Annotated in this window: 18 protein-coding genes; 8 read left to right on the forward strand and 10 right to left on the reverse strand. The window is 68.0% G+C overall.

The window, feature by feature from the left end; all coding sequences use genetic code 11:
- Window positions 1–9 precede the first annotated feature (9 nt).
- Both DTA22_RS34845 and DTA22_RS34850 read right to left on the reverse strand, forming a co-directional pair.
- Window positions 10–954 (reverse strand): alpha/beta hydrolase, encoded by a 945-nt coding sequence (locus DTA22_RS34845; protein WP_112302437.1) that lies wholly within the window; start codon window positions 952–954, stop codon window positions 10–12.
- A gap of 30 nt (window positions 955–984) precedes the next feature.
- Window positions 985–2,631 carry a flavin-containing monooxygenase gene (locus tag DTA22_RS34850; protein WP_112302438.1) on the reverse strand — a complete coding sequence of 549 codons (1,647 nt, stop codon included), beginning with the start codon at window positions 2,629–2,631 and terminating at the stop codon, window positions 985–987.
- Between the two features lie 219 nt (window positions 2,632–2,850).
- On the opposite strand from DTA22_RS34850, the gene DTA22_RS34855 reads away from it, so the two are divergent.
- On the forward strand, window positions 2,851–5,145 hold the full coding sequence (locus DTA22_RS34855) for an ATP-binding protein (protein WP_112302439.1): 2,295 nt from the start codon (window positions 2,851–2,853) through the stop codon (window positions 5,143–5,145).
- A gap of 112 nt (window positions 5,146–5,257) precedes the next feature.
- Window positions 5,258–5,545, forward strand: coding sequence for a CD225/dispanin family protein (locus DTA22_RS34860; RefSeq protein WP_112302440.1), 288 nt, complete (start codon window positions 5,258–5,260; stop codon window positions 5,543–5,545).
- On the opposite strand, the gene DTA22_RS34865 is transcribed toward DTA22_RS34860, so the two are convergent.
- The 3 genes from DTA22_RS34865 to DTA22_RS34880 all read right to left on the reverse strand — a co-directional run bounded on the left by DTA22_RS34865 (window position 5,542) and on the right by DTA22_RS34880 (window position 10,291).
- Window positions 5,542–7,161, reverse strand: a complete 1,620-nt coding sequence (locus tag DTA22_RS34865) for a glycosyltransferase family 87 protein (RefSeq protein ID WP_112302441.1) — start codon at window positions 7,159–7,161, stop codon at window positions 5,542–5,544. The two genes, DTA22_RS34860 and DTA22_RS34865, sit on opposite strands and share 4 nt — an antisense overlap.
- 22 nt (window positions 7,162–7,183) lie before the next feature.
- Entirely contained in the window at window positions 7,184–9,343 is a 2,160-nt protein-coding gene (locus tag DTA22_RS34870) for a transglycosylase domain-containing protein (RefSeq protein ID WP_081792754.1), read from the reverse strand.
- A 516-nt stretch (window positions 9,344–9,859) separates the two neighbouring features.
- Window positions 9,860–10,291, reverse strand: coding sequence for a DUF5318 domain-containing protein (locus DTA22_RS34880; RefSeq protein ID WP_029539769.1), 432 nt, complete (start codon window positions 10,289–10,291; stop codon window positions 9,860–9,862).
- 88 nt (window positions 10,292–10,379) lie between these two features.
- On the opposite strand from DTA22_RS34880, the gene DTA22_RS34885 reads away from it, so the two are divergent.
- The 6 genes from DTA22_RS34885 (at window position 10,380) to DTA22_RS34910 (ending at window position 16,162) form a co-directional block, all read left to right on the forward strand.
- Complete coding sequence (locus DTA22_RS34885) at window positions 10,380–11,234, forward strand: DUF1707 SHOCT-like domain-containing protein (RefSeq protein ID WP_112302442.1); 855 nt, start codon at window positions 10,380–10,382, stop codon at window positions 11,232–11,234.
- Between the two features lie 24 nt (window positions 11,235–11,258).
- Window positions 11,259–12,083 (forward strand): DUF1707 SHOCT-like domain-containing protein, encoded by an 825-nt coding sequence (locus tag DTA22_RS34890; protein ID WP_112302443.1) that lies wholly within the window; start codon window positions 11,259–11,261, stop codon window positions 12,081–12,083.
- Between the two features lie 7 nt (window positions 12,084–12,090).
- Window positions 12,091–12,882 carry a DUF1707 SHOCT-like domain-containing protein gene (locus tag DTA22_RS34895; RefSeq protein ID WP_037230108.1) on the forward strand — a complete coding sequence of 264 codons (792 nt, stop codon included), beginning with the start codon at window positions 12,091–12,093 and terminating at the stop codon, window positions 12,880–12,882.
- A gap of 257 nt (window positions 12,883–13,139) precedes the next feature.
- Entirely contained in the window at window positions 13,140–13,697 is a 558-nt protein-coding gene (locus tag DTA22_RS34900; RefSeq protein ID WP_037230360.1) for a PadR family transcriptional regulator, read from the forward strand.
- Entirely contained in the window at window positions 13,690–14,772 is a 1,083-nt protein-coding gene (locus DTA22_RS34905; protein WP_005264442.1) for an inositol-3-phosphate synthase, read from the forward strand. Before DTA22_RS34900 ends, DTA22_RS34905 begins: the two co-directional genes overlap by 8 nt.
- A gap of 139 nt (window positions 14,773–14,911) precedes the next feature.
- Entirely contained in the window at window positions 14,912–16,162 is a 1,251-nt protein-coding gene (locus DTA22_RS34910; protein WP_037230111.1) for a T3SS (YopN, CesT) and YbjN peptide-binding chaperone 1, read from the forward strand.
- Here the strand turns inward: DTA22_RS34910 and DTA22_RS34915 are convergent.
- From DTA22_RS34915 to DTA22_RS34935, 5 genes are all read right to left on the reverse strand, one after another.
- Window positions 16,159–18,378, reverse strand: coding sequence for a transglycosylase domain-containing protein (locus DTA22_RS34915; protein ID WP_112302552.1), 2,220 nt, complete (start codon window positions 18,376–18,378; stop codon window positions 16,159–16,161). The genes DTA22_RS34910 and DTA22_RS34915 overlap by 4 nt on opposite strands.
- Before the next feature lie 132 nt (window positions 18,379–18,510).
- Entirely contained in the window at window positions 18,511–18,702 is a 192-nt protein-coding gene (locus DTA22_RS34920; RefSeq protein WP_037230114.1) for a hypothetical protein, read from the reverse strand.
- 4 nt (window positions 18,703–18,706) lie between these two features.
- Entirely contained in the window at window positions 18,707–19,600 is an 894-nt protein-coding gene (locus tag DTA22_RS34925; protein ID WP_037230115.1) for a carbohydrate ABC transporter permease, read from the reverse strand.
- On the reverse strand, window positions 19,597–20,646 hold the full coding sequence (locus DTA22_RS34930; RefSeq protein WP_037230117.1) for a carbohydrate ABC transporter permease: 1,050 nt from the start codon (window positions 20,644–20,646) through the stop codon (window positions 19,597–19,599). The genes DTA22_RS34925 and DTA22_RS34930 overlap by 4 nt, the downstream gene beginning before the upstream one ends.
- 15 nt (window positions 20,647–20,661) lie before the next feature.
- A complete protein-coding gene (locus tag DTA22_RS34935; RefSeq protein WP_005264448.1) occupies window positions 20,662–21,936 on the reverse strand; it encodes an ABC transporter substrate-binding protein in 1,275 nt (424 codons plus the stop codon).
- Window positions 21,937–22,025 lie beyond the last annotated feature (89 nt).

Genomic DNA, 22,025 nt, shown 5'->3' on the forward strand with positions numbered 1-22,025 from the left:
CACGTCACGTCACGCGACGGGTGCGGTGGCCGTCACTCTCTTCACGAACTCGATGACCGCCGAGCGCATTTCGGCGCTGCGCGGAACCGCCCCGGACATCCAGAACGCGCCGTGGATCAGACCGTCGAAGCGGATCGCCTCGGTGTCGACCCCGGCCTGCCGCAGCGACTCGGCGTACGCCTCCGCCTCGTCGCGGGCCACCTCGTTCTCGGTGGTGAGTACGAGGGCCGGCGGCAGCCCCTCGAGTGAGGCCGCGCGGCTCGGTACCGCGTGCGGGTGTTCCGCGTCCTCGGGGGAGGACAGGTAGTTGCCCCAGAACCAGTCGAGGTCCCCGGCGCCGATCACGTACCCGTCGGCGAACTCCTGCCGGGACGGGAAGTCGGCGTTCGGGTCGATCACCGGGTAGATCAGTACCTGCCCCCGCAGGCGCGGTCCGCCCTCGTCCCGGGCGCGCAGCGCGGTGACGGCGGCCAGGGTGCCGCCGGCGCTGTCGCCCATGACGACGACGTTGCCAGGGTCACCGCCGTAGCTTCCGACGTTGTCGGCCACCCACTGCAGGGCGGCGGACGCGTCGTCGGCGGCGGCCGGGAACCGGTGTTCCGGTGCGCGGCGGTAGGTCGCGGCGACGACGATCGCGCCGGCGCCGTTCGCGACCGCCCGCGCGGGTTCGTCGATGACGTCGAGGTCACCGGCGACGAACCCGCCGCCGTGGAAGTACAGGACCACGGGGTGCGGCGCCCGGCCCTCCGGCACGTAGACCCGCAGCGCGATCTGTGCTCCGCCGCTCTCGTAGTGCGCTTCTTCCACCCGGGCGACGGGTTCGGGCGGCGCCTGCAGTCCGGTGAACGTCGCCACGACCGCCCGCACCTCCTCCACGGTGCTGTGTTCGAAAGCCTTCAGCCCCTGCGCCTGTAGTCCGGCGATCAGTTCTGCTGCGTGTGCGTCGAGTGCCATGTCGGTCTCCTTTGTCGCGGGGTTCGGGGGTCAGGACACGGTGGAGGCCACGCGGGCATCTGCCCGGGTGAGCGCGAAACCGGAGTAGCCGCCGGCCACCACCTCGTCGCACGTCGCCCGGTAGGTGGGCGCTCCGCCGAGGTAGACCATGCAGGCGCGGGGCTTGCCGGGAATGTTCGCGCCCATGTACCACGAGTTCGTCTCCGGCAGCAGGGTCTGATTGGCGATGTCGTTGGTCAAAGCACCCCAATCGCTTTCGGCCTGCGCGGTGGGCTCGATGACGTCGAGGTCGCGGCCGTCCAGGTAGTCGATCGCGTCGGTCGCGAAGTCGACGTGGTCCTCGATGGCGAGGGGCATGTTGTAGAGCACCGACGGCGACTGCGGTCCGGTGATGAGGAACAGGTTCGGGAACTCGTTGACCATGATGCCGAGGTAGGTCTTGGGTCCGTGCTCCCACTTCTCGGCCAACGGCAGCCCACCCCGACCGCGGATGTCCATGGCCATGAGCGGACCGGTCATCGCGTCGAATCCGGTTGCGAGCACGATGGTGTCGACCTCGTAGACGCGGTCGCCGACCCGGACTCCGCTCGGCGTGATCTCGTCGATCGGCGTGGTCTTCACGTCGACGACGCTCACCGAGTCGCGGTTGAACGCCTCGTAGTAGTTGGTCTCGAGCGGGGGACGCTTGGTGCCGTACGCGTAGCCCGTCGGCGCCAGCGTCGCGGCCTTCTCGGGGTCCTGCACGCGCTCGTGGATCCGGTCGCGGATGTAGTCGGCGATCGTGTCGTTGGCCGCCTTGTCGAACAGGATGTCCTGGTAGGAGTCGATGAACAACCGGAACCCGCCGGCGTTCCAGCGCTCGTCGAACGTGCGGCGGCGCTCCTCGGCGTCGACGGCGAGCGCGGACGGCTGCACCTGAGTGAACGGCACGCCGAGGAAGTGGTTGCGGGCCGCGGTCCGCACGTCCGCGTAGTTACTCTTGATGTCCGCCACTTCGTTCGGGTCGATCGGGCCGTTGCCGAGGGGGGTCGCGAAGTTGGGGGTGCGCTGGAAGACCACCAGTTCGGCGGCGTCCTCGGCGATGAACGGGATGGCCTGGATGCCGCTGGCCCCGGTCCCGATCACGGCCACCCTCTTGCCGGTGAAGTCGGCGCCCTCACGCGGCCAGTTGCCGGTGAGCAGCACCTCCCCGCGGAAGTTGTCGATTCCGCCGAACTCCGGCGTCTTCGGCACGGACAGGTTGCCTGCCCCCGAGATGAAGTACCGGCTGCGCACGACGGCGCCGTCGTCGGTGCGGACCACCCACACCGAGTCCTCGTCGTCCCAGTGCACGCCGACCACCCGGGTGTCGAACGTGATGTCCTTACGCAGGTCGAAGCGGTCGGCGACATGTTCGAGGTAGCGCAGGATCTCCGGCTGTCCGGCGAACCTCTCACTCCACCGCCATTCCTGCTGCAGGTCCTCGTCGAAGGAGTACGAATAGTGGACGCTCTCGATGTCGCAGCGGGCTCCCGGATAGCGATTCCAGAACCAGGTGCCGCCCACATCCGAGCCGGCCTCGAACACCCGCGTCGACAGCTTCATCGTGTCGCGCAACTTGCGCAGCGCGTAGAGGCCGGCGAATCCGGCACCCACGACGACGACATCGACGTCGGCGGAAGAAATGGTCTTTGACATGGCGTTGAGCTCCTCGGGACGATGGGTTCCGGCTGGAGTCGAGCGGGCAACCGGGGTATGCCAATGACAATGACCCACGTCACATCACCCCCACACCGGGTAAATCACCCCCTTGGTTACCTGTGTTGTCCGTCACAACCAGTGGGGGTAGGTTCGTGCCACCTGGCCAACCGGAACGGGAGAGATCCACTGACTCGCTCGAGAGAACTCACGAGGTCGATGACCAGCTTCGTCGGCCGCCGCCGCGAGATCGAGGAAGCCCGCGCACGACTGCAACAGTCCCGGCTCGTGTCGCTGCTCGGTGCCGGCGGCGTCGGCAAGACGCGGCTGGCCGAGGAACTCGCGGTCCGCTCCGCGCGCGCCTTCCGCGACTCCGTCCGGTGGATCGACCTCGCGCCCGTCCGCGATCCCGACGCTCTGCCCTCCGCGGCCGCGGCCGCCCTCGGCGTCACCGACCAGTCGAGCCGCGCCGTGATGGACAAGGTGATCGACCACCTGCAGTCCCGGCACCTGCTGATCGTCCTCGACAACTGCGAGCACCTACTGTCCGCCGCAAGCGAATTCGTGAGCACCGTCCTCGCCTCCGCGCCGGAGGTCCGGATCCTCACCACGAGTCGCGAACCGCTCGGGATCGCAGGCGAATTCACGTACCTCCTCCCGCCGCTGAGCACTCCGGGTGACATCGAGGACTGCCGCGCCGCGGACATCGCCCCGTTCGAATCGGTGTCGTTGCTCGTGGAGCGTGCGCAGGGCGTCGTCGCCGACTTCCGGCTCACCGACGCGAACGCCCCCGCCGTCGCCCAGTTGTGCAATCAGCTCGACGGGATCCCGCTCGCCATCGAACTGGCCGCGGCCCGGCTGCGGTCGCTGTCCGCGTCTCAGCTCGTCGAACGCCTCGACCAGCGTTTCGCACTCCTCACCGGCGGCGACCGGGCGGCGATGCCCCGCCAGCAGACGCTGCGCGCCCTCATCGACTGGAGTTACGAACTGTGCTCGGACACCGAGCGGCTGCTGTGGTCCCGGCTCGCCGTGTTCCCCGGAAGCTTCGATCTCGAAGCCGCGGAGGCGATCAGTGGATTCGGTGCGCTGTCGGACTCGCCGGTCGTCGACGTCCTCGATCGGCTGGTCGGAAAATGTCTTGTCACCGTGGACCGTTCGACCGAGCGACTCCGCTACTCGCAGCTGATGACGGTGCGTGAGTACGGGCACGAGCTCCTCGAGCGCAGCGGGGAGCACGACGAGCTGTACCGTCGACATCTCGAACACTATTCGGAGCGCGCCCGCCGGTCGTCGCTCGACTGGTGCGGGCCAGGACAATCCGAGATCCTCGCGGGACTGCGGATCGACCACCCCAACCTCGTTGCCGCCCTGGACTGGGCGTTGCACGACGACTCACAGCGGGCCGCGGCCGCGGAACTGGCCGTCGCCTTGCGATACCACTGGATCGCAGGCGGCAACCTGTCCGACGGACGGATCCGGCTCGAGCGGATACTGCTGCGGCTTACCGAACCCACCCGGGAGCGGGGCGACGTGCTGTGGGTGACCGCCTGGACCGCGCTGATCCAGGGCGACCGCGACGCCGCACGCGAACACCTCGACGAGTGCACGACGATCGCGACCGCGCTCGGTGACGAACGTCTGCGGGCGCACGCCGATCACTGGGCGGCGATCCACGCCGTGTTCTCCGGCCACCCCGACGACGCCATCCGGCTGTTCCGTGATGCCATCGCCGTCCACCGCGCTGTCGGCGACACGGCCTCGGTGCTGACCGCGTCGTTCGAGATGGGCATGGCGCAGACCTACGACGGCCGACTCGACGACGCCCTCGAGACGTGCCGCGACGTGATCGCGGTGGCGGACGTGCACGGCGAGAAATGGAACAAGGCCTACGCCCTGTGGGTTTCGAGCGTCGCGTACTTCCATCTGGGCCGGGGCGACGACGCCGTCGACGCCGCCCAGCAGGCGCTGCGGATCCAGCGTGACTTCAAGGACAAGATCTGCACGGCCCTGTCGATCGAGGTGCTGTCGTGGGTGGCCACGTCGAGCGGAGACGCCAACGCGGCGGCGAGACTGTGCGGCGCCGCGAAGGGCGTGTGGCATCGGCTCGGCACGTCCGTCGCGGCGTTCGGCCCGCACATCACCGACGACTCCCTGTCGTCCGAGCGCGACGCCGCCCGCATGGTCGGAGCCGACGAGTTCGCCCAGCTCGCAGCGCCCGCGGTCCGGCTCACCATCGAGGAGGCCGTCGACCTCGCACTGGGAACCCCCACCGAGCACCGGGCACCACCCCGCGCCGAGGCGTCGCCGCTCACCAAACGGGAACAGGAGATCGCCGACCTGCTCGCCCAGGGACTCAGCAATCGGCAGATAGCCGAGGCGTTGGTGATCTCGCGGCGCACCGTCGACGGACACGTCGAGCACATCTTCGACAAGCTGGCCGTCAGCTCCCGCACCCAGGTGGCGGCGTGGGTCGCAGCCCGGGCGCATCCACCCGTCGTGGAGACCGGCCGATAGCCGGACCGTAACCGCCGGCCGCGCGAAACGCACTGCACAGTCGGGAATCTCGACGGTCTATACTCCACCTCGTCGCCCACGGTCGTGGGCTCCACCAGCGGGGAGGCAACGCATGACGTCGCAGCAGCAGGACACCTCGGCGGACTACCGCGGGCCGCTGGCACCGCCGCCCGCGAGCAGTCTGCCGCTCGCCATTCTTGCGATTATCGCGTTCCTGCCGTTCGGCATCGTCGCGCTGCTGCGCTCGCTCACCGTCCACCGACTGTGGGAGCGGGGCGAGTACGACCTCTCGGTGCGCGCCGCCGCCGACGCCCGCCAGTGGTCGATCCGCGCCATCGCCCTCGGCCTGTCGATCGCGGTGTTCGCGGTCGGGGCGACGCTGGTGCTGTCGAAGAACTAACCGGTCGACGGCGAAACGCTGTGAGCGGGAGCCGCTTCTACCGGCGGCCGCGGCCGTAGCCAGGCGGGCAGCCACCGCGGCTGCGCATCGGGCGCCTGATCGAGCACGCCGCCCGCCGGATCGTCGATGAAGCCGTACCGCACCAGGTCCTCGCCGGGCCGGTAGATCTGGCGGATGATCAGCGCGCAGATGACCACGACCGCGACGTCGCGGACCACCACCGCGCCGGTGAACCACTGCTCGGGGAGCCCCTTGTTGGACACGCCGAGGTAGTAGAACATCCGCGGCACCCACACCAGCGCGTCGATCGTCATCCAGGCCAGCAGGATCCGCCGGTGCGGGAACGCGAGCACGGCCAGAGGCACCAGCCACAGCGAATACTGCGGGCTCCACACCTTGTTGGTGAGGAGGAAACCCGCGACCAGCAGGAAACACAGTTGGGTCAGCCGCGGGCGTCTCGGCGCCGTCAGCGCGATGTACCCGATCCCGACGCACACGAGGGCGAACAGCAGGAACGACACCGCGTTGAGCACGGTGGGTGCCTCACCGGCCGACAGGATGCCGTCGAATCCGGTCCAGCCGGTGAACGACGAGATGACGTTGTAGACGGAGTCCGGGTCGGCGCCGCGTTCGGAGTTGAGCCGGAAGAATTCGGCCCAGCCCCGTGGGAACAGCAGGGCGATCGGCAGATTGACCGTCAGCCACGCGCCGATACCGGTCAGCGCCGTCACCGACCACTCACGAACCCTGCCCGTGCGCAGGCACAGCACCAGCAGAGGTCCGAGGAGCAGCAGCGGATACAGCTTGGCGGCACCACCGAGGCCGAGCAGGATTCCAGCGAGCACCGGCCGTTTCCGCGACCACGCCAGCAGCCCACCCGCAGCGAAAGCCGTTGCGAGGGGATCGAAATTCGTGAACGCGTGGACGATCACCAGCGGGGACCCGGCGATCAGTGCTGCGTCCCAGACGCGGCGTCCGGCCAGAAGCGCACTCGCCCAGACGGTGACCAGCCACGCCAGCGCCAGACCGAGCGCGACGACGTTGAAATAGATCGCGACCTGCAGCGCACCGGGCAGCCAGTGCACCGCGTCCCAGGACTTCGCGATCGTCATCGCGCCGTACTGGTAGAGCCCGGAGATCACCGGGTACTCCATGTATCGGCGCTGGAGCTGGCCGTTGCCGGCGTCCTCCTCCCACCACTTCTTGTAGGGGAACGCGCCCTCGTTCAGCCGTTCCGCCCCGTACAGGGGCACTGTGTCCGAGTAGCACATGGCGACGTACTGCCGGCTGCCACTCCAGTCGAGCCCGAGCGCGCCGTTCTCGCCGACCGGCGCCTGCTGGATGCACGGCGCCTTCGCGAACCAGCCGAGCGCGAGAAACACGATCGCCAGCAACAGAATGGCGCGCATCGGCGTGAAGAACCGGCTGCGCCCGACGACGGCGTGCCGACCGACCGGACCGCCGATCACCCCGGAGAGGTCGGCGGTCAGCGGGTCGGTGCGCCCCGGAAGGTCCCGCCAGTCCGCGGAACGCCGATCCTTCGCCAGAGGCGCGGGCGAGACGAATCCCGTCTCGCCCGCGTCTCGGACGGCGTGCGCGTCAGGGTTGTCGGCCACTCCGCGAGGCTACCGTTCGCCGTTACCGGGCCGGAACCTGCTGCTGGCCGTTGCCGTTACCGGCGTTCGGCGGCGTCGTCGTCTCCGGTTCCGCCGGAACCGCCGGGGCCGCCGTCGTGGGCCTCGGTGCCAGACCCGGAATCGGAATGGTGATGCCGGGCAGGATCTCCACCGGCGACGGCGTCACGACCACCGGCGGCACGAGCTCCGTCGGCAGCTGGAACGTGCTCGTCGGAGGCGCCGACGTCTTGGTCGGGGCCGGCGCCGAATAGGCCGGGATACCCGACTGGCCACCGATCGCACCCGGCTTCGGGAACTTCTCGACGTCGGTGCCCTCGAGGGCACCGTCCATCGTGTCCTTCCAGATGTCGGACGGCAGACCGGAACCGTAGATCATGGCGCCGCTGCTGTTCTCCAGCGCCTGACCGTCCGTGGTGCCCACCCAGACCGCCGTGGACAGCGACGGGGTGTACCCGACCATCCACGCGTCCTTGTTCTTGCCGGTGTCACCGAGCTGCGCGGTACCGGTCTTGGCCGCCGACGGGCGTCCGCCCGCCAGGTTGTGGCCCCGCGAGTACCCGGCGATGGGTTCCATCGCCGACGTCACGTTGTCGGCGACGTCCTTGTCGATGCGGTCCTCACCGGTGTCACCGCCGCGGTCGAGGAGCACCGTTCCGTCCGCGCTGACGACCTTCTGCACGAAGTGCGGGGCGTGGTACGTACCCGAGGCGGCCAGCGTCGCGTACGACGACGCCATGTCGAGGACCCGCGACTGGTACTGGCCGAGCACGATGCCGTTGTTCGGACCACTACCGTCCGGCTCGGTCAGCGACGGTCCGACGCCGGGGATCTCCTTCGGGATGCCCGCCTTGTGGGCCATTTCGGCGATCGCCTGCGGTCCACCGTCGAGTTCGAGTTCCTGACGGTAGAAGCTGGTGTTCAGCGAACGCTTCAGCGCCTCGGCGATGGTGCAGGTGCCGCAGCCCTCGCCCTCGACGTTGCTGATGGTGATGCCGTTGACCGTGAGCTCCGAGCTGTCGTACATCTGCGACAGCGGGATGCCCTGGTCGAGGGCCGCGGCGAGCCCGAACACCTTGAACGACGAACCGGTCTGCAGTCCGGCGTTCGCGAAGTCGTAACCGCCACCGTCCTCGCCGCCGTAGTACGCCCGCACCGCGCCGGTCTTCGGATCGACCGACACGACACCGGTGCGCAGGTTCTCCGGCTCACCCTCCATGTTCGAGCGGGCCGAATCCACCGCCGCCGCCTGGGCGACCGGGTCGATCGTCGTGGTGATCTCGAGGCCCTCGGTGTTGAGCAGCTGCTCGCTGATTCCCGCCTCCCCCAGCTCCCGCAGAACCTGGTTCTTGATCAGGCCCTCCGGTCCGGAGTCCTGGTTGCCGTTGTCGACCTGCGCGATCGGCACGTACGGCGGGTACTGCATCACCGACCGGGCCGACTGCTCGAGCGTTCCCGCCGACACCATGCCGTCGAGCACGTAGTTCCAGCGCGCCTGCGCACCCTCCGGGTTGGTCTCCGGATCGAGCAGCGACGGCAGCTGGATCGACGACGCCAGCACCGCACTCTCCTCGACCGTCAACTGGTCGACGGGCTTGTTGAAATACGCCTTCGACGCGGCCGCGATGCCGTACGCACCACGCCCGAAGTAGATGGTGTTCAGGTACGCGGCGAGGATGTCGTCCTTGGACCACTCGCGGGCCATCTTCGACGAGATGACGAGTTCCTTCATCTTTCGCGTCAGCGAACGTTCGGAACCGACCATCGTCTTCTTCACGTACTGCTGCGTGATGGTCGAGCCACCGCCGGCGCTGTCCTTGCCCAGGACGTTGTCGCGCGCGGCGCGCGCGAATCCACCGATCGAGAAGCCGGGGTTCGAGTAGAAGTCCCGGTCCTCGGCAGCGAGCACCGCGTCACGGGTGTGCTTCGGGATCTGGTCGAGCGTCACCTCGGTGCGGTTGCCCTCCGGCGGCACGACCTTGCTGAGCACCGACGTTCCGTCGGACGCGTAGATCGTGGCCACCTGGTTGGTCTTGAGGTCGCCGGGGCGCGGGACGTCCTGGACGACGTATGCCGCCATGAACAGCAGGATCGGGATGATCATGCCCAGCGCGACGCACGCGTACGCCGTCCGGCGCACGATCTTCCACCGCGACTTCTTCACAGCCGTCTTCTTTCCACCCTTCGGCGGTTCGCCACCGCGGCCGCCGCCGGTCTTGCGACCGTTCGACGGCGGAGGTCCCGGCGGGCGCCCACCGGGACCCGACTGGTTACGCGCAACCGGGGGCGCGCCCGCGGGACGGCCGGGCGGCGGGCCCGGACGACGCGGCGGGGGACCCGGCGGACGGCCACCACCCTGCGGCGGCGGACCGGGACGACGCGGCGGCGGGCCCGGGGGACGGCCACCACCCTGCGGGGGCGGAGGCGGCATCCGACGCGGCGGCGAGCCGCCCGATCGGCCCGGCGGGGGCCCACCCGCAGGCTGTCCGCCGCGGGGTGGTGGACCTCCGGGGCGTCCCTGTGGCGGGGGGCCACTCGGTCGTCTCGGTCCGTTCGGTCGATCACCCGGGGCGTTGCTGCGGGGGGAACTCACGTACAAATCTCCAGTGGTTGTGGACCGGCTTCAGTCCTGCGTTACGTCTGTGGGCACTCTTCTGCCCGCGTCCGTATTCGGGCGTGTCTACTCGCTCGCGGTACGACGGCTCGGAGGCCGCGGCCGTGGCGACGAACGCCTGGGCCGTTTCGGTTCGGGCACGGTACCGAGAACATAGGACTGGACCAAATGGTTCCAGCTGCATGTCCGGCACACCTCGACCACGTGAACCGAGAATTCCTCCTGAGTGGACGCGAGACGCACCAACTCCTCGGCCGTACGAGCCGAACCCGACACCGGGCCCAACTTGTCACCGAAGACCCAGGAGACCAGAGTCAACTGCTCCTTACGGCAGATCGGGCACACCACATCACTGCCCTTGCCGTGGAACTTCGCGGCACGAAGCAGGTAGGGGCTGGCGTCACACACCTCCGTGACACCCGTCCTGCCCGAGTAGACCTCGGCCAGGAGTGACCGGCGCTGAAGCGCATAGTCCACCACCTGCCGCTGTATCCGCACGGAGACCAGAGTACGTGCGTCGCGTCCGGAGAGAAGGGGTCGGTCGAGTGACGCTGGTCAAACACGGTCGCCGCACTACGATGCCGGTGTGGCCTCAGGACCGTCCTCGCAGACTCGCGCACGCGACCTCGATCGGGTCAACGCATGCAGCCAGCTCGACGCCGCCTACGCCGACGGGCAGCTCGGCGCCCACGAGTACCACGACAGGACGGCCCAGGCCATGTCGGCGAAGACCCTCGCCGAACTGAACCTGCTGATCAGCGATCTGCAACTGCCGTCGTCGATCACCACACAGGCACCTGTCCGGACAGCGGGATCACCCCGCCGGGCGCTGCGGATCGCGGTCGCGTGCGGGACGGTGATCGCGGTCGGCGCGATCGGTCTGGCACTCACCGAGCAGGACGGCCCGGACCCCGTCACCCCACCGGTCCCGGTGCAGGTCGAGAAGCCACTGGCCCGGCCGGAGGTCGAGGTGCCCGCGGTCGAGCCGATCATCGTGGGGCAGGCGCAGCCCCTCACCCAGGATGGGATCCACGCCCTCTTCGAGCAGTACCGGCAGAAGTTCGGCGACCTCACCGTCCACGAACTGGGGTTGTACGACGAGTACGCGATCCTGTCGCGGACGTCCCCGGACGCGCCCGACAAGGTCGACCGGTACGACTTCCGCGGCGGGTTCAAGACGTCGGGCACCCGCACGCAGCGTCTCCCCGGAACCGGGGAGGTCGACCTTGCGCAGGTAAACGTGCCCGCACTGGTCGCGCTCATCGCCGACGCACCCCAGCTGGTCGGAGTCCCGGACGGCACGATCGGGCACGTTCTCCTCGCCGACGGCGGCAAGGGACCGACGATCAACGTGTACGTCTACGACAAGGAACAGACCGGCGGGGGATACCTGCGGGCGACGCTCGGCGGGGACGTGTGGCAGGTGAACCCCGCGAGGTAGCCGTCCGGGCTCTAAGATCCTCCCGTGGCCAGCCGATACCCACCGAACACGCGGGCACGCGACGTCGATCGAGCCAACACGTCCGCACTGCTCGACGCCGCGTTCGGCGACGGCCAGATCAACGAGGCGGAACATCGCGCGATGTCCGACCTCGCCGCGGAGGCTCGCACCCTCGCCGACCTCGAGGTCCTGGTCAGTGACCTGCAACGACCCGCCGACGCACCACCGGACGCACGTCCGCCGCGCGACACCGCCAAGCACTGGTTCCCGGCCGCCGTCGCCGTCGCCGCAGTGATGGCAGCCGTCGGCGCCTTCATGCTCGTCGACAGCGACGACGTTCAGGCCACCGTGCCCCCCGCCGCGCAGCAGGTCGATTTCGATTCCGTCCAACCGCTGGTCGTCCCCACACCGAATCCCGTCACACCCGAGGGCATGAAGGTGTTCCTCGATCGGTACCGCGCCAAGTTCGGCGATCTGATCGTCGACGACCTCACCCTCTACGAGGGCGGCCACGCCAGCCTCGAACGCGCGCTGCCCCTCGAACCGAACCGGATGGTGAGCTACGACTACCGCGGCGGGTTCACGCCGTCGGGAACCCCGACCACTCGGAAAGTCGACACCCCCGTGTTCGACCTGTCGACGCTGAACCTCGACAAGATCGGCGGAACAGTCGTGGGTGCCCCGGTGAGCCTCAATGTCCCCGACGGAGAAGTCAGCCACATCTCGTTCGAGGCCGACGACGACGGCCCCACGGTGTCGATCTACGTCACCAACGAGTTCAGCGAGAGCGGACACATGGAACTCGACCCGTCCGGTGCACCACTGAGCGTCTACCCCTTCGGCCGATAGGACGCAGATGCCCAGGACCACACTCGCGGGTATCCGCGCCCGCGACTCCGACCGCGCCGACGCCTGCGGGATGCTCGACGCCGCGCTCGCCGACGGGCAACTGTCCGCGGAGGAACACACCTCCCGCACCTCCACGGCGATGCGGGCGAAGACGTTCGACGAACTCGACCGCCTCATCGGGGACCTCCAGATCCCCAGCCGGCTCGCCGCCAGCCCCGTCGTGTCCCCGCGACGCCGCCGATCGTCGCGGCGGTGGGTGTACGCCGCGGTCCTCGTCGTCGCCGCGGCCGCGGTGGGCGGTATCGCCGGAGCCGTCGCGAACAGCGACCTCGGCCCGTCGAAGTCGGTGCCGAACCTGACCACCGGCGCCGGCCTGCACTTCTTCCTCGACGAGTACCGCGCCGAGTACGGCGACACCGTCGCCGACGAACTCGGCCTCTACCCGGCCCACGCCGTCTTCGACCGGCCGTCCGCCGGCAACGCGCTGCAGTCCGACTCCTACCTCTACGACGGCGAATTCGACGACTGGGGCAGCTCGTCCACCCGCTCCGACGACGAGAAGTCCTTCGACCTCGGCACCGTCGACCAGGTCGCGATCGCAGGACTGCTCGCCGGGGCACCCGAAACCCTGCGCGTCCCCGACGGCGCGGTGGAGATCGTGTCCTTCCGGTACGAACCCGGGTCCGACGACGGACCGCCGACCATCTCCATCCACGTGAAGAACGCCGCCGGCCACACCGGACACATGGTCGTCGGATTCGACGGCGAACCGTTCGACATCTACCCCTACGAGGGCTGAGCGTCCGGGGTCGTTGCCCTGCTGGGGCCGGCAGCCGCCGTCGGGTGCCGTCGGCCGCCGGTTGGTCGCCCAATGTGACATTCGTTCAGTCAGACGGCACCGGTGTGACATTCGGCGACGAGGCCAGACGCCCGGCCTCGGTTAACAACCTGTGACGGCTTGTCCCATGTATCGAGCGGGCGTATCGTCCTATATATCGGTGCGATATAGTTTTGAATCGCATCACACGGTTAGGTCGGGCGACTCAGGGGGTGGACGTGCTCGAATTGGCAATTCTCGGGCTGCTCCACGAGTCACCCATGCACGGATACGAGCTCCGCAAACGGTTGACGGGACTGCTGGGTGCATTTCGCGCCTTTTCGTACGGTTCCCTCTACCCGACGCTTCGACGCATGCAGGCGGACGGTTTGATCGCCGAGGACGCAGGTCCTCCGGGGACCGTCAAGCGTCGTGCCCGCCGCGTCTATCAGCTCACGCCGATCGGCAAGGAGCGGTTCAAGGAACTGGTCGCCGACACGGGTCCGCAGAACTACACCGATGACGGATTCGGCGTTCATCTCGCCTTCTTCAGCCGCACTCCCGCCGAGGCGCGGATGCGGATCCTCGAAGGCAGACGACGCCAGGTCGAGGAGCGCCGCGAGGCGCTTCGCGACGCGATCGGAAGAGCGAGCGGCACGCTGGATCGCTACACCAAGCAACTCCACCAGCTCGGACTCGAATCCAGTGAGCGTGAAGTGCGCTGGCTCAACGAGCTGATCGCCGCCGAGCAATCGACAGCAACACCAAAGAAAAAAGGAGAACCCGACCATGGGTGAGAACAGCACCGCGGTGCGCGTGGCCATTGTGGGCGTGGGGAACTGTGCCTCGTCCTTGGTTCAGGGCGTGCAGTACTACAAGGACGCCGACGAGACGGCGACCGTTCCCGGCCTCATGCACGTCAAGTTCGGCAAGTACCACGTGCGCGACGTCCAGTTCGTCGCCGCGTTCGACGTCGACGCCAAGAAGGTCGGATTCGACCTGTCCGAGGCCATCTTCGCCAGCGAGAACAACACCATCAAGATCGCCGACGTCCCGCCGGCCGACGTTCCGGTGTTGCGCGGCCCCACCCTCGACGGCATCGGCAAGTACTACGCCGAGACCATCGAGATCTCCGAGGCCGAGCCCGTCGACGTCGTCAAGGCTCTGAAGGACGCCAAGGTCGACGTGCTGGTCTCGTACCTGCCCGTGGGTTCCGAGGACGCCGACAAGTTCTACGCCCAGTGCGCCATCGACGCGGGTGTCGCATTCGTCAACGCCCTGCCCGTGTTCATCGCTTCCGACCCGGAGTGGGCAGCGAAGTTCAAGGACGCCGGCGTCCCGATCGTCGGTGACGACATCAAGTCGCAGGTCGGCGCCACCATCACCCACCGCGTGATGGCGAAGCTCTTCGAGGACCGCGGCGTGCAGCTCGACCGCACCATGCAGCTCAACGTCGGCGGCAACATGGACTTCAAGAACATGCTCGAGCGTGATCGCCTGGAATCGAAGAAGATCTCCAAGACGCAGGCCGTGACGTCGAACCTGACCCGCGACCTCGGTCCGGGCAACGTGCACATCGGCCCGTCGGATCACGTCGGCTGGCTCGACGACCGCAAGTGGGCGTACGTCCGCCTCGAGGGTCGCGCCTTCGGTGACGTTCCGCTGAACCTCGAGTACAAGCTCGAGGTCTGGGACTCCCCGAACTCGGCCGGCATCATCATCGACGCCGTCCGCGCAGCCAAGATCGCCAAGGACCGCGGCATCGGCGGACCCGTCTACCCGGCGTCCGCGTACCTGATGAAGTCCCCGCCGGTCCAGATGGCGGACGACAAGGCTCGCACCGAGCTCGAGGCGTTCATCATCGACGCGTAGTTCACCGCGCAGAAGTAGTACGGGGCGAATGCACCTTTCGTCGTCTTCACGGCGACGAAAGGTGCATTCGCCTTTGTGTTCGATTTCTTGTCAGACCCTCCCTCTACGGTGACACCCAGGATTCATCGAGGGAGGCGTGATGTCCGACAACACTTTCGATCGAGAGATCGACGACGCCTGGACCGAACTCCAGGACCGTCTGACCGGGTACGTGCACGCTATGGAGGACGACGACGAACTGGTGCTGCAGTCGCAGTACGACAGCGTCGACGACGGCCTCGTCGAGACCGCCGCGTGCGTGCGGTTCTTCGCCTGGGCCGGCGACAAGGTGCGGTGCGAGGTGCCGTCCAACCGCTTCCTGCACCCGGCGCGGGCGCTCACCGCCGAGGAGCACGAAAGGCTGATCGAGCTCGGCTGGAACCGGCCCGACCTGTGCGAGCACGTCGACGAGGGAAACGGTTCCGCGTCGTACTACCTCGACGCCGACCGAGAGGACGCCCACCTGCTGGCGTCGATGACGGTCACCGTGTTCCGGGAGATCTGGGACCTTCTACATCCCTCGTTCCTGAAGGCGATCACCGGTGGCCGGGCGGAGACCCCGGAGTTCGGTACTGCTGATGTCCCAGCCCAGCTGCGTGACGGCGCCGGGTTGCGCGACCGTGTCGATGCCGCGGTCGAATCCATGCTCGAGCAGGCACCGGGCAAGGACGCGGACGGCGACATCCTCGTGTGGGTCGGCGACCTCCCCACGTACGTGCGGGTGATCGAGGAGGATGCCCGCGTCGAGGTGTTCGCCCGCGTGGTCCACACGATCAGCGATCGCACGCGCACCGCGGAGGCGCTCGCCGACCTCAATCGGCAGTGGCCCGACATCAAGTTCCTGCTCATCGTCGACAACGTGGTCGCCGTCATGCGCGTCGACGGGTCACCGTTCGTCGCCGATCATCTGGTGTCGGTGTTCCGGATGTTCGAGCATTTCGTGGATACCGTCGACGACGCGTTCGCCGAAAAGCTCGGCGGCAAACTCAATTCCACACCCGGTGCCACGTCCTCGTACGCCGAGCACGAATGCGAGGACGAGTTCCCCGCCGCCCTCGTGACCCTGATCCACCTCGACTCCGAGAGCGGGCTCGACCCGGACGACGTCGCGGAGATCTGCGGACGCGACCGCGACACCATCCTCGAGTTCCTCCGACTCTGCTCCGAGCAGGAGATCGAGTGGCGCCACAACGCGGAACTCGCCCGCGAGGAGGAGCCCGAAGAGGCCGACATGTGCGAGGACGAGGCGAGAGCCTGGGCCAAGACGACGGAAAGCCTCCGCGCCGCGCTGCGGGTTGTGGTGCTGCCGAACCGGACTCCGCCGCGCGGCGGGTTTCAGAACCTCGGCTAACCCGGCAGCGGGATGATGACGCCCGGGAGGATTTCGATCTGGGTCGGCGCCGGGACGGGTGCGGGCACCGGCGGGACGGGCGGGACCGGGACGGCCGGTGGCGGAACCTCGACGGGTGCGGGAGTGGGGGCACCGGGCGGCGGGACAACCCCGCTGGTGCCGGTTCCCGCTCCGTCGCCGCTGGTTTGACCGGTCCACGTGGGCACACCGGCTTGGCCGCCGATCGGGTCGGGCCACGGGAAGTCTTCCCAATCGGTGTCTTCGAGCGCGCCGTCCATCGTGTCTTTCCAGATGTCGGACGGCAGACCCGAACCGTAGATCAGGCCGCCCCAGCTGTTGTTGATGGCGGTGGCGTCGGCCTTGCCGATCCACACCGCCGTCGCCAGCGACGGCGTGTACCCGACCATCCAGGCGTCCTTGTTCTCACCGGTGTCGCCGAGCTGCGCCGTGCCGGTCTTCGCCGCGGACGGGCGTCCACCCGCCAGCGCATGGCCCCGCGAGTAGGAGGCGATCGGCATCAGTGCCTGACTGATGTTGTCGGCCACCGCGGCATCGAGCCGGCGCTCACCCGGGCTGGGCGCACGGTCCAGGAGCACGACGCCGTCGGCGGTCACGACCCGCTGCACGAAATACGGCTGGTGGTAGATGCCCGACGCCGCGAGCGTCGCGTACGCGGATGCCATGTCGATCGGCCGCGACAGGTACTGGCCGAGGACGATGCCACCCTCGGGTTCGCCGCCGTTCTCGCTGAGCGTCTTACCCTGCACCCCGGGAATGAACTCCGGGATCCCCGCCTTGTGGGCGGCGTCGGCGATGGCCTGCGGACCGTTGTCCAGCGACATCATCAGCCGGTAGAAGCTCGTGTTCAGCGACCGCTTCGTCGCCTCGGCGATGGTGCACGTGCCGCAGGACTCGCCCTCGACGTTGCCGATCTGCACGCTGCCGACGGTCAGCGGTGCACTGCTGAAGCGGGCGGAGAGCGGGATGCCCTGCTCCAGCGCCGCCGCCAGACCGAACACCTTGAACGACGACCCCGTCTGCAACGGCGCCTGCGCGTAGTCGAAGCCGGCGCCGTCCTCGCCGCCGTAATACGCGCGTACACCTCCGGTGCGGGGGTCGATGGACACGACCGCGGTCCGCAACCCGGGATCCTCACCTTCGAGGTTGTCGTGGACTGCCTCGATCGCGGACTCCTGCGCCCGCGGGTCGATCGTGGTGGTGATCTGCAGCCCCTCGGTGTTGAGGGTCTGCTCGGAGATCCCCGCATCCGACAACTCGCGCAGCACCTGGTTGCGGATGAGGCCGTCCGGGCCGGGCGCGGAGTTGGCGTCGGTGGGCCGGTTGGACGGCGCCGTGACCGGGAACTCCGCCGCACTGCGGTCCTGCTGACTGAGCACACCCATCGCGACCATGCCGTCGAGAACGTAGTTCCAGCGCGCCTGCAACTGGTCGAGGTTGGCCTCGGGGTCGAGATAGGACGGGCTCTGGATCACGGACGCGAGCACGGCGCCCTCGGCCACCGACAGGTCGCCGACCGGCTTGTCGAAGTAGGCGCGCGACGCCGCCTCGATGCCGTACGCGCCGCGGCCGAAGTAGATGGTGTTCAGGTAGGCGGCGAGGATCTCGTCCTTGGACCACTCGCGGGCCATCTTGGTGGAGATCACGAGTTCCCGCATCTTGCGGTACACGTTGCGGTCCGCGCCGACCAGCACGTTCTTGACGTACTGCTGCGTGATCGTCGACCCGCCGCCCGCGCTTTCCTTGCCGAGGACGTTGTCGCGGGCGGCACGCATGAACCCGGTGACGGAGAAGCCGGGGTTGGAGTAGAAGTTGCGGTCCTCCGCCGACAGGACGGCGTCGCGGACGTGCTGGGGGATGGCGTCGAGCGCGATCTCGGTGCGGTTGCCCTCCGGCGGGATGACCTTGGTCAGTTCGGTGGTGCCGTCGGCGGCGAAGACGGTGGCCACCTGGTTGGTCTTCATGTCCGACGGGCGCGGGACCTCGGCGCGGACGTAACTGACCAGGAACACGACGAGCGGGATGACCAGCAGCAATGCGATCACGACCAGGCTCACCCGGCGGACCGTGCGCCACCGTGTGCGCTTGTTCTTCTCGTCCGGTGATGGAGTGGGTGTGTCAGCCGAACCGTCGTCTACGGGCGGTGTGCCCCCCGATTCGGAGGCATGATTGCCCGTCGCGTCGTTGCCAGAACTCACTTCCACACTCCCGGTCAGTTATCCGGTCACGGAGGATCATCGCACCCACCCGTACGTATGTTATGTGAATGGCCTCGAGTGTGACGCGCGCCGCGCTAACGCTCAGCAAATTTCCATACCGACCGTACTGTTTCAGCGCACCCGATTCCGGGCGGCAATCGCCAGCCCCGACAGCACCAGGCAGCCGAGCAACACCAGCGCGGGAGTGACGCCGGGGTCGCCGCGGACGACCTCGACGACCGCGGCGACGAACGCCATCACCGTGAAGAACCCGAGCACGCCGATCAGTACCTCGAGCCGCTGCCGCTTCGCCACCGGATGCATGGTGCTAACTCTTCACGCCGCCGGCCGTCAGGCCCGACACGATGCGACGCTGGAACAGCAGCACCATGATCACCAGCGGAATGGTGACGATCGTGCCCGCCGCCATGATCGCCGCGTACGGCACGACGTGCGGGTCGTTGCCGGAGAACCGGGCGATCGCGACCGTGACCGGTTCGGTGGCGTCGCTGGAGAGCTGGCTGGCGAGCAGGTACTCGTTGACGGTCGCGATGAACGCGAGGATGGCGGTGGTGAACAGGGCGGGCGCCGCCAGCGGCAACATCACCAGACGGAACGCCTGACCGCGGCTGGCGCCGTCGATCCGGGCCGCCTCCTCGAGCTCCCAGGGGAGTTCCTTGAAGAACGACGTCAGCGTGTAGATGGTGAGCGGCAGCACGAACGAGATGTTCGGGATGATCATCGCCTGGTAGGTGCCGATCCAGCCGATGTTCGTGAACAGCTGGAACAGCGGGGTGACGAGGGCGACGACGGGGAACATCGACGCGCCGAGCACGATGCCGACCACCACGTACTTGAACCGGAACTCGATGCGGGCCAGCGCGTAGGCGGTGAAGATGCCCACGGCGAGGGCGACGACGGTGGTGATTCCGCCGATGATCATGCTGTTGACGACAGCCCGGGTGAAATTGTTGCCGCTGCTCGTCGACAGCGCGTTCTGGAAGTTCTCGAGTGTGAGATGCGTGGGCCAGGGTGTGGTGTCGAACGTGTAGTCGGGGTCGCGGAACGCCGTCACCATCATCCAGTAGAACGGTGCGAGCCCCCAGACGAGGATGATCGCGACACCGATGTAGATGCGGGAGTTCTTGAATGCGAACCGCTTCGGACGGTTGCGGGGAACGGGCCTGCTCGGGAGTTCGAGCTCCGGGGCGCGATGGGTCACGGCTTCGGCCCCTTTCGCTGGGCTTCCTGAGTCTCGACGGCGTTGGCGCCGAGGAATTTCACGAGGACGAATGCCACCGCGAAGATCAGCAGGAACGTGATGGTGGAGAGTGCGGACGCACTGTTGAACCCTTGCCGCACCTGGTCGACGACGAGAATCGACACCGTCGTGGTGGCCGGGTTGCCGCCGGTCAGGATGGCGGGCAGGTCGTACATGCGCAGGGCGTCCATCGTGCGGAACAGGATCGCGACCATCAGCGCCGGCTTCACCAGCGGGAGCGTGATCTGCCGGAACCGCTGCCAGGCGGAGGCGCCGTCTACCCGCGCCGCCTCGTACACGTCCTGCGGAATCATCTGCAGTCCGGCGAGGATGAGCAGGGCCATGAAGGGGGTGGTCTTCCAGACGTCCGAGATGATCACCGCGAATCGCGCGGGCCACGCGTCCGATGTCCACAGGATCTCGGTGCCGAGGAGGCGGTTGGCGATGCCGTCGTAGGCGAAGATGAAGTACCAGAGCTTGGCGGTGACCGCGGTCGGGATGGCCCACGGGATCAGGACCGCCGCACGCAGCAGGGCGCGGCCCTTGAACGTCTTGCCCATGATGATCGCCATCCACAGGCCGATCGCGACCTCGAGGCCCACCGTGACGACGGTGAAGAATGCGGTGTTCCCGACGGCCGACCAGAACTGGGAGCCGAGCGTGCCGGGCGGGCACGCCACGGCCACCCCGCTCGGGGAGGTGCACTGCTGCAGAATCCAGTGCGTGTAGTTGGTGAACCCGGCCCAGCCGCCCTCGACGAACATGCCGGTCGTCGGATCGAGTCCGGCGTCCTTCTGGAACGACATCACCACTGCCCGGATCACCGGGTAGCCGATGACGACTGCCAGCACGGCGAGCGTCGGCACGACGAACAGCCACGCGCGGCGACTGCTCAGCCCAAAGCGTCGCCCGTTCTCGCTCTTCTCACGCGAACCGCGGCCGGGGTCGGAATCCCCGGCCGCGGGACGGGCCGGCGCCCCACTGGTGGTCCCAGTCGGAACGGCCATGTTCACTCCTGTGCTCTACGAGCCTGCGGACTGGATGCCGGACTGCATGTCCGTGATCGCCTGATCCACCGACTTCTCACCCTTGATGGCAGCGTAGGCGTTGTCCTGCACGGCCTTCGACACAGCGGGGTAGAACGGCGTGACCGGACGGGGAACGGCGTTCTCGATCGACACCTTCAGCGTCGGCATGAACGGGTAGGCCGCGATGATCTCCGGGTCGTCGTACAGTGCGGCGCGGACCGGCGGCAGCGAGCCCATCGCGATGATCCGCTGCGCCTGCTCACCCTGCAGGAAGGTGAGGAAGTCGCGGGCCGTCGCCTTGTTTTCGGAGTACGCGCTGATGGCGGCGTTGTAGCCACCGAGCGTCGAGGCGCCGATGCCGTCCTTGCCGGGCAGCGGGGCGACCGCGAATTTGCCCTTGACCGCGGACGAATCCTTGTCTGCCGTGCCGTACACGTACGGCCAGTTGCGCAGGAACAGCGCCTTGCCGTCCTCGAACGCCTTCTGGCTCTCGGGCTCCTTGAACGTGGTGTCCTGGGCCGGGATGTCGCCGTTCTTGAAGTTGTCGACCAGCACCTGCAGGCCGGCGCGGGCCTCGGGGCTGTCGACGGTCGGCGTCTTGCCGTCCTCGCCGACGAACGAGCCGCCGTACGCGTTGATGACCTCGGCGGTGTTCACCGTCAGGCCCTCGTACGGTGCGAACTGACCGGCGTAGCAGTCGATGTTGTTGGTCTTCGCGACCTCGCACGCGGCGGCCAGCTCGGCCCACGTCTTCGGTGCGGCGGGCAGCAGGTCGCTGCGGTAGTACAGCAGGCCGCCGTTGGTGTTCTTCGGCGCCGCGTACTGGGTGCCGTTGTAGGTGGCGCTGTCGACCGTGGCGGGGAGAATTCCGGTGTTGTCCACCGCGAACTCGCCGGTCAGCGGCTGCAGCCAGCCCTTGGCCGCGAACTCCGCGGTCCAGGGGACGTCGAGTGCGACGACGTCGTAGTCGGACTGCTTGGCCTGCAGGTGCTGGACCAGGTCGTCGTGCGCCTGATCGGCGTCGTTCGACTGCTCCTTGAACGTCACCTGCTCGTCCGGGTGCTCGGCGTTCCACGCGTCGATGATCTGGCGGACGACCCCGGTCTCGGTGGTGTCCTTGCCCTCGACGTACGTGATGGGTCCGCGACCGTCGAGGTTCTCCGACGTGGAGTCGCTGCCGCTGTCGCTCGAGCAAGCGGTGAGCGTGACCAGCGAGGCAGCGGTGGCAAACACCGCGGCGCGCCGGACCGCTCTCGAAATCTGAACCATGGAGTCTCCCCGTAGGTAGATGTGGATGAACCCGTTACCGGCACGACGGAACTCGCGGCACCGGCGCGGTGTCGGAACATACTGTGGCA

Origin of the sequence: Rhodococcus wratislaviensis, assembly GCF_900455735.1 — a bacterium.
GTDB lineage: Bacteria > Actinomycetota > Actinomycetes > Mycobacteriales > Mycobacteriaceae > Rhodococcus_F > Rhodococcus_F wratislaviensis.

Bases quoted from the DNA above. Each gene is read 5' to 3' on its own strand.
- DTA22_RS34845 (WP_112302437.1), bottom strand. From the start codon at position 954: ATGGCACTCGACGCACACGCAGCAGAACTGATCGCCGGACTACAGGCG.
- DTA22_RS34850 (WP_112302438.1), bottom strand. From the start codon at position 2,631: ATGTCAAAGACCATTTCTTCCGCCGACGTCGATGTCGTCGTCGTGGGT.
- DTA22_RS34855 (WP_112302439.1), top strand. From the start codon at position 2,851: ATGACCAGCTTCGTCGGCCGCCGCCGCGAGATCGAGGAAGCCCGCGCA.
- DTA22_RS34860 (WP_112302440.1), top strand. From the start codon at position 5,258: ATGACGTCGCAGCAGCAGGACACCTCGGCGGACTACCGCGGGCCGCTG.
- DTA22_RS34895 (WP_037230108.1), top strand. From the start codon at position 12,091: ATGCCCAGGACCACACTCGCGGGTATCCGCGCCCGCGACTCCGACCGC.
- DTA22_RS34905 (WP_005264442.1), top strand. From the start codon at position 13,690: ATGGGTGAGAACAGCACCGCGGTGCGCGTGGCCATTGTGGGCGTGGGG.
- DTA22_RS34910 (WP_037230111.1), top strand. From the start codon at position 14,912: ATGTCCGACAACACTTTCGATCGAGAGATCGACGACGCCTGGACCGAA.
- DTA22_RS34920 (WP_037230114.1), bottom strand. From the start codon at position 18,702: ATGCATCCGGTGGCGAAGCGGCAGCGGCTCGAGGTACTGATCGGCGTG.
- DTA22_RS34930 (WP_037230117.1), bottom strand. From the start codon at position 20,646: ATGGCCGTTCCGACTGGGACCACCAGTGGGGCGCCGGCCCGTCCCGCG.
- DTA22_RS34935 (WP_005264448.1), bottom strand. From the start codon at position 21,936: ATGGTTCAGATTTCGAGAGCGGTCCGGCGCGCCGCGGTGTTTGCCACC.